We start from the raw sequence: 15,662 nt of genomic DNA on the forward strand, positions 1-15,662 counted from the left end.
CCGGCGGCAGCGTCAGCAGGGCCAGTCGCCGGTGGCGAGGAAGTGCTCGATCGCCGCCGTGTACGGCCGGACGTCGAGCCCTTGCTCGGCGAGCCAGTCGTCGGAGTAGTACTTGTCGAGGTAGCGGTCGCCCGGGTCGCAGATCAGGGTGACCACGCTGCCCCTCTCCCCCACGGCCACCATCTCGGCCACGATCTTCAGCGCGCTCCACAGTCCGGTGCCGGTCGAGCCGCCCGCCTTGCGTCCGATGGCGCCTTCGAGGGCCCGGACGGCGGCGACGCTCGCGGCGTCGGGCACCTTCATCATCCGGTCGATCGCGCCCGGCACGAAGCTCGGCTCCATACGGGGCCGGCCGATGCCCTCGATACGCGAGCCGCAGTCGCTGGCGGCGTGCGGGTCGCCGTGCGTCCAGCCGTCGAAGAAGCAGGAGTTCTCCGGGTCGGGGACGCAGATGCGGGTGTCGTACTGCATGTAGTGCACATAGCGGGCGATGGTCGCCGAGGTGCCCCCGGTGCCCGCCGTGGCAACGATCCAGGTGGGCTCCGGATAGCGCTCGAGGCGCAACTGCTGGTAGATCGACTCGGCGATGTTGTTGTTGCCGCGCCAGTCGGTGGCCCGCTCGGCGTAGGTGAACTGGTCCATGTAGTGGCCGCCGGTCCGGTCGGCGAGCGCCGCGGACTCCTCGTACATCTTCCGGGAGTCGTCGACGAAGTGGCACCGGCCGCCGTGGAACTCGATCAGCCGGATCTTCTCGGCGCTCGTGGTGCGTGGCATGACGGCAACGAAGGGGACGCCGATCAGTTTCGCGAAGTACGCCTCGGACACGGCGGTCGAACCGCTGGACGCTTCGATGACGGGCTTGCCGGGTCTGATCCAGCCGTTGCACAGGCCGTACAGGAACAGCGAGCGGGCGAGCCGGTGCTTGAGACTGCCGGTGGGGTGGGTGGACTCGTCCTTGAGGTAGAGGTCGATCCCCCACTCCTCCGGCAGCGGGAAGCGCAACAGGTGGGTGTCGGCAGAGCGGTTGGCGTCGGCCTGGACCTTGCGTACGGCCTCTTTGAGCCATGCCCGGTAGTGCGGATCGCTGCGGTCCACGTCGGCGGTCGCCACCGCCCGGCCCGGTGCGGTCCGGTCCGCCGTGCTGTCCATTGCGTTCCCTTCGTCGTGCAACTCTGCCGCCACTTTCAACAGTAAGCCCCTCACCTGCGTAAACGTTCGCTTTGGGTATCCATAGGCGTCGCTTGTGGCGGAGCGGCGACAGGCGTACTGGCATGTGCGGCGCGAGTTGTGCACACTTCCAGGAGAGTCGCTGCGAAGGGGGCGGACACGATGGCCATGGCAGAGCCCGATTTCAGCGCCACGGGTGTGCGGATCGAGCGCTGGCCCCGCTCGCTCACCCGGGCCGGGCAGGTGCTGATCAAGGACGGCAGGCTGGCGCTGATGACCAGTTACGGCCGCGTCATCGAGAGCGCGCCCGTGCGGGCGGTGACCGCGGGCAGGCCGTGGTTCGCCGGCGACGACAGCACGGTGGCGACGCTGAACGGCAAGCGGTACCGCCTGACGATGGGCCAGCGCAGCCGGCGGCCCGAAGGGCGCGCACTGGCCGGGCGATTCCTGGAAGCGGTGCGCGGAGCGGGCGGCTCGGAGCACTGAGGACGCGCGTACGGGCCCTGTGAGTTGCGGGGCATGGGGCGATGGTTCACGCTGGTTCCACATCACTCAGGGTTCACCGGCGGTCACGCTGAGATCCAGCCCCGCCGGTCTGATCAGCAGGTCGGCCGACTGCTGGATCGCATTTCTCGTCTTCTTCCGGACTATTTCGGGGAGTCGCAGCCGTGATCAGCCAGCCAAGCAGGCACTGCACGGTGGAGCTCCAGGCCCTGCCGTCGCGGATCGGTCAGGTCCGCAGAATCATCTCGGCGCAACTGCGCTACTGGCATCTCGATCCTCTGATCGACCATGCCGCGCTGGGCGTCACCGAGTTGCTGACCAATGTCCACCGTCATGCCCAGCCGGACAAGATGTGCACCGTGGACGTCGAGCTGCTGCTCGACCGGCTCACGGTCTCCGTCCACGACCACGACCCGCGACTGCCGACCGTGCGCGACCCGGGCATGGCCTCCACATCCGGGCGCGGACTCGCGCTGGTGGCGGCCATGAGCGAGAGCTGGGGCGTTCGGCCCCAGGGCGACACGGGCAAGGTCGTCTGGTTCACGCTTCCCGCCTCGGCGTCCCCCGTCACGCTGCCCGCATACCGGGCGGTGTACGGAGCGACGACCATCGGCCCCTTTTCCGCCACCCAGGAGGCCGAGGCCGTGCTGGTCGTGCCGGAGACGGAACCGGCTTCCGCCCGGTCGGCCGTCGCCGGCTGACCGGGCGGGCGCGGCCCGTCTCCTGGTGCCCCGCCACGCCGCCACGAGCGGCGAGCGAGGTCATGCCACGCCGTCCCGGGCCAGGCGGCCGAACTGCTCGTCGAGGACGGACAACCGACGCCAGTACTCCTCCTCGTCGATCTCGCCCGCCGCGAAGCGGCGGCCCAGTACGGCGATCGGCGAACTCTCCGGGATCGCCGGGCGGGCCTCCTGCCCGTGGACGGGGCGGCCGCGCCGAAGACCGGTGCGGCGCAGGGCGGTGACGACGCCGATGACGACGACCGCCCAGATCAGCGGAAAGAACAGGATCCACGGGCCGGGCCCGTCGTAGGCCAGTGCGTTCATCTCGGCTCAACTCCTCGGTGACGTCGGTCTTGCTGTCCCTTGTCGCTGTCGAGACTCCCGCCGGCAGGGGGTGCGAGTCGTCGTACGGGCAGCGGCAGTGCGCCTACCACCCGGGGAGTACGCCCGGCGAGCGAGGATGCTTCCGCTGGATTCTGTACCTACTGGTATGTACAGTCATGTCATGAGCACTCCGGAGCGGTTGATCGAAGCCACTCGCGAACTGTTGTGGGAGCGCGGTTACGTGGGCACGAGCCCCAAGGCGATCCAGCAGCTGGCGGGAGCCGGCCAGGGCAGCATGTACCACCACTTCACCGGCAAGCCGGACCTCGCGCTGGCCGCCGTGCGGCGCACGGCCGAGGAGCTGCGGGCGGCCGCCGCGGCGTCGCTCGACGGGCCGGGGACGGCCTACGAACGCATCGCCGCCTATCTGCTGCGCGAGCGGGACGTGCTGCGCGGCTGTCCGGTCGGCCGGTTGACCATGGACCCGGACGTCGTCGCGGACGACGAACTGCGTTCCCCGGTCGACGAGACGCTCGGCTGGCTGCGCACGCGACTGACGGCGCTCGTCCAAGAGGGCCAGGAGCGAGGCGAGTTGCGCGCGGGGCTCACGCCGGAAGACACCGCCGCGACGATCGTCGCGGCCGTACAGGGCGGTTACGCCCTGGCCCGTGCGTCCGGCTCGCCGGACGCCTTCGACAGCGCGGTGCGGGGGCTGCTCGCTCTGCTCCCGCCCGCCCCGGCCGTTTGAGGACGTACGACGCCATGCATGCGATGCAGTACGAGATCACTCTGCCCGCCGATTACGACATGGGCATCATCCGCAAGCGGGTGGCGACCAGGGGGCACCTCCTCGACGACTTCCCCGGCCTCGGTCTCAAGGCTTATCTGGTGCGGGAGCGCGGTGCGCTGTCGCCGGTGAACCAGTACGCGCCGCTGTATCTGTGGTCGACGCCCGAGGGGATGAACAGCTTCCTGTGGGGCACCGGCTTCCAGGGCATCGTCGACGACTTCGGACGGCCCGAGGTGCAGCACTGGGCGGGCCTCGCCCACCACGAGGGCCCGTCGTCGTCCGCCGCACCGCGGACCGCCGTCCGGCGCAGGCAGCGCATCCCTGACGGTGTGCCGCCGGGACCGCTCGTCGAGCAGGCCGTGGCGGAGTCCCGACGCCTCGCGGCACTCGACGGGGTGGTGTGCACAGCCCTCGCCGCCGATCCGCGCCACTGGGAGCTGCTGTACGTCACGCTGTGGGACCGGGACTCGCCCCAAGGCGTCGGCGACCGCTACCAGGTGCTGCACCTCTCGCAGCCGGAGCGCACCGCGCTGCGGAGTGGCAGGCACTGGTGAGCACGCGGGCGGCGCCGAGACCGATCAGGGCCGGCCCCGCGTCAGCGTTTGTCCGGCAGGAACCAGCGGTGCGGCGCGATGAGGCGGTGTACCCTTTCGGGGCCCCAGGAGCCGGGTGCGTAGGGCTGCACCGGCGGCGGGTTGTCCAGCAGCGGGGTGGAGGCTTCCCACAGTCGCTCGATGCCGTCCGAGCGCGTGAACAGGGCCTGGTCGCCGACCATCGCGTCGAGGATGAGCCGCTCGTATCCCTCCAGGGCGTACCGGGTGTTGAAGGACTCCGCGTAGCTGAACAGCATCTCGGCCTCGCCGAGCCGCATGTCGGGGCCCGGCTCCTTGACCAGGAAGCGGGCGGCGATCCGGCCGGGGTCGTCGAAGTCGATCACCAGCTCGTTGTTCCGGGGGCCATGAGCGCCACTCGAGACGGCCGGGAACATCCGCAGGACCGGTTCCCGGAAGCCGAGCGTCACGACGTGCCGCCCCTGCTCCAGGGCCTTGCCGGAACGCAGGTAGAAGGGCACTCCCGACCAGCGCCAGTTGTCGACGTACACACGCAGGGCGACGAACGTCTCGGTGTCGGAACGAGGGTCGACACCGGGCTCGTCCCGGTAGCCGTCGTACTGGCCGCGGACGACGTGGGCGGGGTCCAGGGGCCGCAGGCTCTGGAAGACCTTCTCCTTCTCGTCCCGAAGGAGCTGCGCGGCAAGGGTGGCCGGGGGTTCCATGGCGACGAACCCGAGGAGCTGGAACAGGTGGGTCACGATCATGTCCCGGAAGGTGCCGGTCCCTTCGAAGAACTTGGCGCGGCCCTCGATGGCGATCTTCTCCGGAACGTCGATCTGCACATGGCTGATGTGGTCGCGGTTCCACACCGGTTCGAAGAGCCCGTTGGCGAAGCGGAGGGCGAGGATGTTGTCCACCGACTCCTTGCCGAGGAAGTGGTCGATTCGGAAGACGCGGGACTCGTCGAAGACGGCGTGGATCGTCGAGTTCAGCGCCTGGGCCGAGCGCAGGTCCGTGCCGAAGGGCTTCTCCACGATCAGCCGGGCGTTGTCCGCCAAGCCCGTTGCGCCGAGCATGTCGACGACGGAGGTGAACGCGGCCGGCGGAACGGCGAGGTGGAACAGTCGCCGCGGACTGCCGCCGACGGACCGCTCGGCACGCTCGACCGCTGTGAGAAGCGGCTCGGTGGCGTCCGGGTCGGCCGCTCCGAAGGACAGCGCGTCCTCGAACTTCTGCCAGGCCGGGCCCTCCGGCTTCGATCTGCCGAACTCGGCGACCGCGTCCCTCGCGTGTGCGCGAAAGCCCTCGTCGCTGGGTGCGACAGCGGCGGGCGCCGAGCCGACGATGCGGTACCGGGCCGGCAGCAGTCCCGCCTTGGCCAGGTGGAAGAGGCCGGGCAGCAGTTTGCGCCGGGCGAGGTCGCCGGTCGCGCCGAAGAGCACGATGACATGGTCGTCGGGCAGCGGGCCGTGCCTACCCGCCTCTGAGCCGGAGTTCGGCACAGTCACCCCGCCTTCTCGGCGTGGCCGCCGAATTCGCCGCGCATCGCGGACAGCACCTTGTCGGTGAACTCCCCCAGACCGCGCGACTCATAGCGCTGTGTCAGGGCGGCGCTGATGACGGGCGCGGGCACGCTCTCGTCGACCGCCGCCAGGACGGTCCAGCGTCCCTCTCCGGAGTCCGAGACCCGGCCGGTGTACGTGTCGAGTTCCGGGGAGCGGGCCAGGGCGTCGGCGACGAGATCGACAAGCCAGGAACCGACGACCGAGCCACGGCGCCACACCTCGGCGACCTCGGCCACGTCGATCTCGTACCGGTAGGCCTCGGGCTCGCGCAACGGGGCGGTCTCCGCGTCCACCGAACGCTTGCGCAGGCCGGCGTCCGCGTGCTTGATGATGCTGAGCCCCTCCGCGATGGCGGCCATCATCCCGTACTCGACTCCGTTGTGGACCATCTTCACGAAGTGGCCGGCGCCGCTGGGTCCGCAGTGCAGATAGCCCTCGGGGGCGGTTCCGTCGGTGCGGGTCCTGCCCGGGGTGGCTTCGGCGCTGCCGGACCCCGGGGCGATGGTGCGCAGCACCGGGTCCAGCCGGGCCACCGCGTCCGCGTCGCCGCCGACCATCAGGCAGTACCCCCGCTCCAGGCCCCAGACTCCACCCGACGTGCCGCAGTCGACGTAGTGGACGCCGTGCCGGGCGAGTTCCTGCGCGCGGGCCATGTCGTCCCGGTAGTACGAGTTGCCGCCGTCGACGACGATGTCGTCCGCGTCCAGCAGGCCCGTCAGCTGTTCGAGTGCTCCCTGCACCACGCCGGCGGGCAGCATCAGCCAGAGATTCCGGGGACGCTCCAGTTTCTCGACGAAGTCCTCGAGGGAGGAGGCGGCTGTCGCTCCTTCCTTCTCCAACTCCCGTACGGCGGCGGTATCGAGGTCGTACACGACGCACCGGTGGCCGCCGCGCGTCAGCCGGCGTACGAGATTGGCTCCCATCCGGCCGAGCCCGATCATGCCGAGCTGCAGTGTGATGCCGGTGTCAGTGGTCATGGCCGAACTCCCCGTTCTTCGCGGCTGATCCCCGCGTGGGTGCGCGCTGCCAGCAACTCGCGCGCCACTTCGGTGATCCGCTGGGTGGTGAAACCGAACTTCGTCAGCAGTTGCTTCAACGGTGCCGACGCGCCGTAGGTGTGCATGCCGATGAGGGCGCCGCCGTCCCCCACGTACCGGTCCCACCCGAACGTCGAGGCCTGCTCGATGCCGATCCGCGCGGTCACCGCCGGCGGCAGGACCTGGTCGCGGTACTCCCGCGGCTGACGGTCGAACAACTCCCAGCACGGCAGGCTGACCACCCGGGCCTCGATGCCCTCCCCGGCGAGTTCGTCGCGGGCGGACAGCGCCAGGGACACCTCCGATCCGGTGGCGAGGAGGATCACCTGCGGCTCTCCCGAAGGCGCGTCGGCCAGGACGTAGCCGCCGCGTGCGACTCCGGAGGCGGCGGCGAGCCGCGACCGGTCGAGCGTGGGCAGAGCCTGGCGGGACAGGACGAGCGCCGCCGGCTCGTGGCGGAGCGCGGCGACCACTCGCCATGTCTCGACCACTTCACCGGCGTCGCACGGCCGGAACACCAGCAGACCCGGCATCGCGCGGAGTCCGGCGAGCTGTTCGACGGGCTGGTGGGTGGGCCCGTCCTCGCCGACGCCGATGGAGTCGTGGGTGAAGATGTGGACGGCCGGGATCTCCATCAGCGCGGACAGCCGGATGGCCGCCTTCGCGTAGTCGGAGAAGATGAGGAACCCCGACCAGAACGGTCGCAACTTGGTCAGCGCCATGCCGTTGACGACGGCCGCGGAGGCGTGTTCCCGGATGCCGAGGTGCAGATTGCGTCCGGACGGGTCGTCGGGTTCGAAGTCGCCCGCGCCGTCGAAGGTGAGCCGGGTCTTGGTCGACGGCGAGAGGTCGGCGGAGCCGCCGATGAGCCACGGCACGCGCTGCGCGAGAGCGTTGAGAACCTGGCCGGAGGACTCCCTGGTGGCCAGCCCCTTGGGATCGGCGGGAAAGTCGGGCAGCCCACTGTCCCAGCCGTCGGGGAGTTCGCGGCGCTGCATGCGCTCCAGTTCGTCGGCCAGGTCGGGCCAGGCGGCCCGGTAGGCGTCGAACCGCTCCTGCCACGCGGTGCGCAGCGCGGCACCACGGGCGCCGATGCCCTGGTCGAACCAGTCACGCACACCGTCGGGAACGAAGAAGTCCTCGTCCGCCGGCATACCCAGGAAGCGCTTGGTGGCGCGTACTCCGTCGGGCCCGAACGGCGAACCGTGAGCCTTCGGCGAGTCCTCGACGGGTGAGCCGTAGCCGATGTGGCTGTGCACGACGATCAGGGTGGGGCGCTCGCTCTCCGCCCGGAAGGAGTGGAACGCGCGCTCGACGGCCTCGAGTTCATTGGCATCGGCGACCGTGGTCACGTTCCAGCCGTAGGCGAGGAACCGGGCGGCGACGTCCTCCGTGAACGTGATGTCCGTGTGGCCCTCGATGGTGACCCGGTTGGAGTCGTAGATCCAGCACAGGTTGGACAGTCCGTGGTGCCCGGCGAGGGAGGCCGCCTCGGAGGCGACGCCCTCCATCATGCAGCCGTCGCCGGCCAGCGCGTACACGTCGAAGTCGAAGAGCGGGAAGTCGTCCCGGTTGTACCGCCCGGCCAGCCACCTGCCCGCCATCGCCATGCCCACGGAGGTGGCGACCCCCTGACCGAGCGGCCCGGTCGTGGTCTCGACACCGCTCGTCCACCGGTACTCGGGGTGGCCGGGGCAGCGGGAGTCGAGCTGGCGGAACGACTTCAGGTCGTCCAGCCCGACCGACGGCCGTCCCAGCACCTCGTAGTCGGGGTCGACGGCACGGACCCCGGTCAGATGCAGCAGCGACCACAGCAGCACCGACGCGTGCCCCTCGGAGAGAACGAAGCGGTCGCGGTTGGGCCAGATGGGGTCCTGCGGGTCGAACCGCAGGAACCTCTGCCACAGCGTGTACGCGACGGGCGCGATGCCCATCGGCGTCCCCGGATGGCCGGAGTCGGCCTGCTGCACGGCGTCCATACAGAGGCCTCGGACGGTGTTCACCGACAGAGCGTCCAGGTCGGTCATGGGCCTTCCCTGATGTTCGGCAAGATCCGGCCAGTCCAGTACACGACGCCTCACGACGACCTGCATTCCGGCGCCCGCCCGGGGGCTCCACCGGGTGGCCGTACCGCCGTGCCGGGTGGCGTAGCCGCTCCTAGACTCGCCGCATGCTGGGGCTCCCGGATCATGTGCGTGCGTGCCTGTTCGACCTCGACGGCGTCCTCACCCGGACCGCGACCGTCCATGCGGCGGCGTGGAAGGAGATGTTCGACGATTTCCTGCGCCGCAGAGCGGAACGCGACGGCACGCCGTTCGTGCCGTTCGACGAGGTGCGTGACTACGACGAGTACGTGGACGGCAGACCGCGCGCCGACGGGGTCCGCACCTTCCTCGCCTCGCGCTCCGTGGAGCTGCCCGAGGGAACGCCCGACGATCCGCCGGACGCCGAGACGGTGTACGGGCTGGGCACCCGCAAGAACGATCTGGTGCTCCGGCTGATCCACGAGCAGGGAGTGCAGCCGTACGAGGGCTCGGTGACGTTTGTCCGGGCGGTCCGGGACGCAGGTCTGCGGCGCGCGGTGGTCTCCTCCAGCGCCAATTGCCATGACGTGCTGGTCGCCGCGGGCATCGCCGACCTGTTCGAGGAGCGCATCGACGGCATCGTCGCCGCGGAACAGCACCTGCGCGGGAAGCCGTCGCCGGACACCTATCTGGCGGCGGCTCGCGCGCTGGGCGTCGAACCGGGCGCGGCCGCCGTGTTCGAGGACGCGCTGGCCGGGGTGGAGTCCGGGCGGGCCGGCCGGTTCGGGCTCGTCGTCGGTGTCGACCGGGCCGGGCAGGCCGACGCACTGCGCCGGCACGGCGCCGACACCGTGGTCGGCGACCTCGCCGAGCTTCTGGTGGTCCGATGATCAGCCACCCGAGCTTCGCGGTGGAACCGTGGCGGCTGCGCGAGACCGAGCTGAATCTGGAGGTCCTGGCCCAGAGCGAGTCGGTCTTCGCCCTGGCCAACGGGCACATCGGCTGGCGCGGCAACCTCGACGAGGGCGAGCCGCACGGGCTCCCGGGCACCTACCTCAACGGTGTGCACGAGCTGCACCCGCTGCCGTACGCGGAGGCCGGCTACGGCTACCCCGAATCCGGCGAGACGATGATCAACGTCACCAACGGGAAGATCATCCGACTGCTGGTCGACGACGAGCCGTTCGACCTGCGCTACGGCGAACTGACGGCCCATGAGCGGGTCCTCGACTTCCGCTCCGGACTGCTCACCCGTACCGCCGAGTGGACCACCCCGACCGGCCGCTCACTGCGCATCACCTCCACCCGTCTGGTGTCGCTCACCCAGCGGGCGGTGGCAGCGGTGGCGTACGAGGTGGAGCCGCTGGACGGTGACGCGCGTGTCGTCCTCCAGTCCGAACTCGTGGCCAACGAGAAGCTGCCGGCCAGCGGAAACGACCCGCGGATCGCCGCCGCCGTCGACTCCCCGCTCCGCTCGCAGGAGCATTACGCGCAGGGCACCCGCCTTCGGCTGGTGCACTGCACCGAACGCAGCAGACTGCTCGTGGGAGCGGCGGCGGACCACCTGGTCGAGGGGCCGGAGGGCACCACCTGGGCCGCCCACAGCGAGCCGGACATCAGCCGGCTCACCGTCATCAGTTCGCTGGCACCCGGCCGGCGGCTGCGCCTGGTGAAGTTCGTGTCGTACGGGTGGTCCGGCCAGCGGTCCCTGCCGGCCGTCCACGACCAGGTCGATGCCGCGCTCGCAGCCGCGCGCGCCACCGGCTGGGAGGGCCTGCTCGCCGAACAGCGCGCCTACCTCGACCGCTTCTGGGCCGGCGCCGACGTCGAGGTGGACGGAGACGCCCAGATCCAGCAGGCCGTGCGGTTCGCCCTCTTCCACGTGCTGCAGGCGGCCGCTCGGGGCGAGGAACGAGCCATCCCGGGCAAGGGGCTGACGGGGACGGGCTACGACGGCCACTCGTTCTGGGACATCGAGTCCTTCGTTCTGCCGGTGCTCACGTTCACGGCGCCGAAGGCGGTCGCTCCGGTGCTGCGATGGCGTCATTCGACGCTCCCGGTCGCCCGCCGGCGGGCCCGTCAGCTCGGTCTCGCCGGTGCCGCCTTCCCGTGGCGGACCATCACCGGGCAGGAGTGCTCGGCGTACTGGCCGGCCGGCACGGCAGCCTTCCATGTCAACGCGGACATCGCCGACGCGGTGCGGCGCTATGTGAACGCCACCGGCGACGAGGCGTTCGAAAAAGGGCCGGGGCTCGATCTGCTGGTGGACACGGCCCGGCTCTGGCACTCGCTCGGCCACCACGACTCCCAGGGCACCTTCCACATCGACGGCGTCACCGGGCCCGACGAGTACAGCGCCGTGGCGCGCGACAATCTCTACACCAATCTGATGGCCCAGCAGAATCTGCTGGCGGCAGCGGAGGCAGCGGTCCGGCACCCGGACCGGGCCCGTGAACTGGGCGTCGACGAGGAGGAGACCGCGGCCTGGCGGGACGCGGCGGGGGCGGTCGCGATCCCGTACAACGAGGCGCTCGGAGTCCACGAGCAGGCGGAGGGCTTCACCCGCTGCCAGCAGTGGGACTTCGACGCCACGGAAGCGGAGCAGTATCCGCTGCTGCTGCACTTCCCCTACTTCGACCTGTACCGCAAGCAGGTCGTCAAGCAGGCCGACCTGGTGCTCGCCATGCAGATGCGCGGGGACGCCTTCACCGCCGAGGAGAAGGCCCGCAATTTCGCCTACTACGAGGCGCTGACAGTGCGCGACTCCTCCCTCTCGGCCTGCACGCAGTCCGTGATGGCCGCGGAGACCGGCCATCTTCGGCTGGCCTACGCGTATCTGGGCGAGGCGGCCCTGATGGACCTGGAGGACCTGGAGCACAACACCCGCGACGGGCTGCACATCGCCTCCCTGGCCGGCAGCTGGATCGCCCTGGTCCTCGGCTTCGGCGGTCTGCGACTGCGGGACGGGGCGTTCGGGTTCTCGCCCCGGCTGCCCGAGCAGCTGTCCCGGCTGGCGTTCAGCGTCGTCGTGCTGGGTCGGCGGCTGCGCGTGGAGATCGGTGGCGGCCTCGCCCGCTACACCCTCGTCCACGGCGAGCCGCTGGACATCCACCACCACGGCGAAGCGCTGACGCTCACTGCCGCCGCACCCGCCGAGCGGCCGCTGCTCCCGGTGGCGGCCCACCCCGAGCCGGAACAGCCGAGAACACGTCGCCCCGCGGACAGGCAGGGCGACCGCTTCGGCGGAGTCCTTGGCCCGGAGGGCGACACACCTGCCTAGAGACCTGCGGGAGAGGCCGGCCCAGGATTGCCTGCACCGGGAGTACAAGCCCAACCTCCACTGACCCGGCCCCGCGGCGCGCGGCGCTGTGGGATGGTGGTCGGGTGACACTGGAGGACCTCGTCCGGCTGCGCCGGGCCCGTGACCTGATGGACCGCGCATACGCCGAGCCGCTCGACGTTCCGGCGCTCGCGCGCTTCGCCCTCATGTCGCCGGGCCACTTCTCCCGAAGCTTCCGTGCCGCCTTCGGGGAGACGCCGTACAGCTACCTGATGACGCGGCGGATCGAGCGGGCCAAGGCGCTGCTGCGGCGGGGCGACCTGACGGTCACGGAGGTCTGCTTCGCGGTCGGCTGTACCTCGCTGGGATCGTTCAGCTCGCGTTTCACGGAGCTGGTCGGCGAGAGCCCGAGCTCCTACCGGGCCCGCCCGCATGACGAGGGCGCCGCCGTCCCGGCCTGCATCGCCAAGATCCACACGCGTCCGGTCAGGAATGGAGAAGCACAACCCGTCCATCCGACCGTAGCGTGAAGCGCATGGACATCACACTGACGCAGTGCTTCATCGCCGTCGACGACCACGACAAGGCGCTCGCCTTCTACCGGGACGTTCTCGGCCTGGAGGTGCGCAACGACGTCGGATTCGAAGGAATGCGGTGGGTGACCGTCGGCTCGCCGTCGCAGCCGGATGTGGAGATCGTCCTCGAGCCGCCGCTCGCGGACCCGAACGCCTCGCCCGCCGACCGGGAGGCCATGGCGGAACTGCTGGCGAAGGGTCTGCTGCGCGGTGTCATCTTCAGGACCGACGACTGCGACGCCACCTTCGAACGCATCCGCGCCGCGGGCGGCGAGGTGCTGCAGGAGCCGATCGACCAGCCCTACGGCGTCCGCGACTGCGCCTTCCGCGACCCGGCCGGCAACATGCTGCGCTTCACTCAGCCACGCAAGCAGTGAGCTCCGGTCCCGCGGGCCGGCCCGCCCTGCCGGTGAACCGCGCCCCCCGTCCAGGCCGCGCGTGAGGTGAAGGAGCCTCCCCGCCGGTGCAACGCCCCGGCCGGGAGGCTCCGGCGCAGGAGAACAAGACGTGCTGCTCGAAGCCGGGCAGATCGAGCCAGGCGACGCCCAAGAGCCCGCGAAGGCGGCTCCGACCGACAGATGGAGACACAAAGAGCATGACCAAGAGGACGAACACGCAGTCGCCTGCGCCGCACGCTGCCGACAGCCACGATCTCATCCGGGTACACGGTGCGCGCGAGAACAACCTCAAGGACGTCAGCATCGAGATCCCGAAGCGCCGCCTGACGGTGTTCACCGGCGTCTCGGGCTCGGGCAAGAGCTCGCTGGTGTTCAACACGATCGCCGCGGAGTCGCAGCGGCTGATCAACGAGACGTACAGCTCCTTCGTGCAGGGCTTCATGCCGACCCTCGCGCGGCCCGAGGTCGATGTCCTCGACGGACTGACCACCGTGATCACAGTCGACCAGCAGCGGATGGGCGCCGACCCCCGTTCCACCGTCGGCACCGCCACCGACGCCAACGCGATGCTGCGCATCCTCTTCAGCCGGCTCGGCAAGCCGCACATCGGCCCGCCCAGCGCCTACTCCTTCAACACCGCCTCGGTCCGGGCGAGTGGCGGGATCACCGTCGAGCGCGGCTCCGCCAAGACGAAGACCGTGAAGGCGACCTACAACCGCACCGGCGGCATGTGCACGCACTGCGAAGGCCGGGGCAAGGTCTCCGACATCGACCTCACCCAGCTCTACGACGACTCCAAGTCCATCGCCGAGGGCGCGTTCACCATCCCCGGATGGAAGTCGGACAACGTGTGGACGGTGGGGATCTACGCCGAGTCGGGCTTCCTCGACCCGAACAAGCCGATCCGCCGGTTCACCAAGAAGGAGATGCAGGACTTTCTTTACCGCGAGCCGACCAAGGTCAAGGTCAACGGCGTCAACCTCACCTACGAGGGGCTGATCCCGAAGATCCAGAAGTCCTTCCTGTCCAAGGACAAGGAGGCGATGCAGCCGCACATCCGGGCGTTCGTGGAGCGGGCCGTCACCTTCACCACCTGCCCCGAGTGCGACGGCACCAGGCTCAGCGAGGGGGCCCGGTCGTCGAAGATCAAGCAGATCAGCATCGCCGACGCCTGTGCGATGGAGATCCGCGACCTGGCCGAGTGGATCCGCGGGCTCGAGGAACCTTCGGTGGCGCCTCTGCTCGCCGCGCTGCAGCGGACCCTCGACTCGTTCGTGGAGATCGGCCTCGGCTATCTCGCACTCGACCGGCCGGCGGGCACGCTGTCGGGCGGCGAGGCGCAGCGCGTCAAGATGATCCGCCACCTCGGCTCCTCGCTCACCGACGTCACCTACGTCTTCGACGAGCCCACCATCGGCCTGCATTCCCACGACATCCAGCGCATGAACGACCTGCTCCTGCGTCTGCGGGACAAGGGCAACACGGTGCTCGTCGTGGAGCACAAGCCGGAGGCGATCGCGATCGCCGACCACGTCGTCGACCTCGGCCCCGGTGCCGGAACGGGCGGCGGCACCGTCTGCTTCGAGGGCACCGTCGAGGGGCTGCGGGCCGGCGGCACGGTCACGGGCCGCCATCTCGACGACCGGGCCACCCTCAAGGAGACGGTACGGAAGCCCACCGGCGCGCTGGAGATCCGCGGCGCGTCGGCGAACAACCTTCGGGACGTCGACATCGACATCCCTCTCGGGGTGCTCACCGTCGTCACCGGCGTCGCCGGCTCCGGCAAGAGCTCGCTCCTGCACGGGTCACTGCCGAAGCAGTCGGTGGCCGCCGACACGGGCGTGGTGTCGATCGACCAGAGCCCGATCCGCGGCTCGCGGCGCAGCAACCCGGCGACGTACACGGGACTGCTCGACCCGATCCGCAAGGCGTTCGCGAAGGTCAACGGTGTGAAGCCGGCGCTGTTCAGCGCCAACTCCGAGGGCGCCTGCCCCACCTGCAACGGCGCGGGCGTCATCTATACCGATCTGGCGATGATGGCGGGTGTCGCCACCCCCTGCGAGGACTGCGAGGGCAAGCGGTTCCAGGCATCGGTGCTGGAGTACCACCTCGGCGGCCGGGACATCAGCGAGGTGCTGGCCATGTCGGTGACCGAGGCCGAGGAGTTCTTCGGTTCCGGCGATGCGCACACACCGGCCGCGCACAAGATCCTGCAGCGGCTCGCGGACGTCGGGCTCGGTTACCTCAGCCTCGGCCAGCCGCTCACCACCCTGTCCGGCGGCGAGCGGCAGCGGCTCAAGTTGGCCACGCACATGTCCGAGAAGGGCGGCGTCTACGTCCTCGACGAGCCGACCACCGGCCTCCACCTCGCCGATGTCGAGCAGCTGCTCGGCCTGCTCGACCGGCTCGTCGATGCCGGCAAGTCGGTCATCGTGATCGAGCACCACCAGGCGGTCATGGCGCACGCCGACTGGATCATCGACCTCGGCCCCGGCGCAGGCCACGACGGCGGTCGGATCGTGTTCGAGGGCACGCCCGCCGACCTCGTCGCCGACCGTTCCACCCTCACCGGCGAGCACCTCGCGGACTACGTCGGCGCCTGACGACTGGAGTGTCTGCGATCCGGACCCGCCGAGTGGGCATCCACTCACCGGGGAGAAGACACCACAGGACGTGGCCACCCTCGACGAGGCGCTCGCGCACTACGCGTCCGTTCTCGGCC

14 protein-coding genes are annotated in these 15,662 nt (G+C 70.2%); 9 read left to right on the forward strand and 5 right to left on the reverse strand.

The genetic code is table 11. The features are described 5' to 3' along the window. Nucleotides 1–12 precede the first annotated feature (12 nt). Nucleotides 13–1,149 carry a PLP-dependent cysteine synthase family protein gene (locus tag ABZ070_RS02020; RefSeq protein ID WP_356628884.1) on the reverse strand — a complete coding sequence of 379 codons (1,137 nt, stop codon included), beginning with the start codon at nt 1,147–1,149 and terminating at the stop codon, nt 13–15. 180 nt (nt 1,150–1,329) lie between these two features. Between ABZ070_RS02020 and ABZ070_RS02025 the strand changes: the two genes are divergently transcribed. Both ABZ070_RS02025 and ABZ070_RS02030 read left to right on the forward strand, forming a co-directional pair. Then, entirely contained in the window at nt 1,330–1,653 is a 324-nt protein-coding gene (locus ABZ070_RS02025) for a hypothetical protein (protein WP_356628886.1), read from the forward strand. Between the two features lie 182 nt (nt 1,654–1,835). Further along, the gene (locus tag ABZ070_RS02030) at nt 1,836–2,372 is read left to right on the forward strand and encodes an ATP-binding protein (RefSeq protein WP_356628888.1); all 537 of its coding nucleotides are present in this window, start codon (nt 1,836–1,838) and stop codon (nt 2,370–2,372) included. A 60-nt stretch (nt 2,373–2,432) separates the two neighbouring features. Here ABZ070_RS02030 and ABZ070_RS02035 read toward each other — a convergent pair whose 3' ends face one another. Next, complete coding sequence (locus ABZ070_RS02035) at nt 2,433–2,717, reverse strand: SHOCT domain-containing protein (protein ID WP_356628890.1); 285 nt, start codon at nt 2,715–2,717, stop codon at nt 2,433–2,435. Between the two features lie 166 nt (nt 2,718–2,883). Between ABZ070_RS02035 and ABZ070_RS02040 the strand changes: the two genes are divergently transcribed. Both ABZ070_RS02040 and ABZ070_RS02045 read left to right on the forward strand, forming a co-directional pair. Then, nucleotides 2,884–3,465, forward strand: a complete 582-nt coding sequence (locus ABZ070_RS02040) for a TetR/AcrR family transcriptional regulator (protein ID WP_356628892.1) — start codon at nt 2,884–2,886, stop codon at nt 3,463–3,465. A 14-nt stretch (nt 3,466–3,479) separates the two neighbouring features. Then, nucleotides 3,480–4,061, forward strand: coding sequence for a DUF4865 family protein (locus ABZ070_RS02045; protein WP_356628894.1), 582 nt, complete (start codon nt 3,480–3,482; stop codon nt 4,059–4,061). 41 nt (nt 4,062–4,102) lie between these two features. Here ABZ070_RS02045 and zwf read toward each other — a convergent pair whose 3' ends face one another. From zwf to tkt, 3 genes are read right to left on the reverse strand one after another with little or no spacing between them, the layout of a single operon-like run. Beyond that, entirely contained in the window at nt 4,103–5,569 is a 1,467-nt protein-coding gene (gene zwf / locus ABZ070_RS02050; protein WP_356628896.1) for a glucose-6-phosphate dehydrogenase, read from the reverse strand. Further along, complete coding sequence (gene gnd / locus ABZ070_RS02055) at nt 5,566–6,579, reverse strand: phosphogluconate dehydrogenase (NAD(+)-dependent, decarboxylating) (protein WP_356628912.1); 1,014 nt, start codon at nt 6,577–6,579, stop codon at nt 5,566–5,568. Before gnd ends, zwf begins: the two co-directional genes overlap by 4 nt. 20 nt (nt 6,580–6,599) lie before the next feature. Beyond that, nucleotides 6,600–8,690 carry a transketolase gene (tkt, locus tag ABZ070_RS02060; RefSeq protein WP_356628898.1) on the reverse strand — a complete coding sequence of 697 codons (2,091 nt, stop codon included), beginning with the start codon at nt 8,688–8,690 and terminating at the stop codon, nt 6,600–6,602. 143 nt (nt 8,691–8,833) lie between these two features. On the opposite strand from tkt, the gene ABZ070_RS02065 reads away from it, so the two are divergent. The 5 genes from ABZ070_RS02065 (at nt 8,834) to ABZ070_RS02085 (ending at nt 15,543) form a co-directional block, all read left to right on the forward strand. Beyond that, nucleotides 8,834–9,577: a beta-phosphoglucomutase family hydrolase gene (locus ABZ070_RS02065; protein WP_356628900.1), complete on the forward strand. Its 744-nt coding sequence runs from the start codon at nt 8,834–8,836 to the stop codon at nt 9,575–9,577. Next, the gene (locus tag ABZ070_RS02070; protein ID WP_356628902.1) at nt 9,574–11,967 is read left to right on the forward strand and encodes a glycosyl hydrolase family 65 protein; all 2,394 of its coding nucleotides are present in this window, start codon (nt 9,574–9,576) and stop codon (nt 11,965–11,967) included. Before ABZ070_RS02065 ends, ABZ070_RS02070 begins: the two co-directional genes overlap by 4 nt. Before the next feature lie 104 nt (nt 11,968–12,071). Beyond that, complete coding sequence (locus tag ABZ070_RS02075; protein ID WP_356628904.1) at nt 12,072–12,497, forward strand: helix-turn-helix transcriptional regulator; 426 nt, start codon at nt 12,072–12,074, stop codon at nt 12,495–12,497. Nucleotides 12,498–12,502: 5 nt separating this feature from the next. Next, nucleotides 12,503–12,919, forward strand: a complete 417-nt coding sequence (locus tag ABZ070_RS02080; RefSeq protein WP_356628906.1) for a VOC family protein — start codon at nt 12,503–12,505, stop codon at nt 12,917–12,919. Nucleotides 12,920–13,137: 218 nt separating this feature from the next. Then, complete coding sequence (locus ABZ070_RS02085; RefSeq protein ID WP_356628908.1) at nt 13,138–15,543, forward strand: excinuclease ABC subunit UvrA; 2,406 nt, start codon at nt 13,138–13,140, stop codon at nt 15,541–15,543. Nucleotides 15,544–15,662: the final 119 nt, after the last annotated feature.

This window comes from Streptomyces sp. NPDC006283 (assembly GCF_040613325.1).
In the GTDB taxonomy this organism is placed as follows: domain Bacteria; phylum Actinomycetota; class Actinomycetes; order Streptomycetales; family Streptomycetaceae; genus Streptomyces.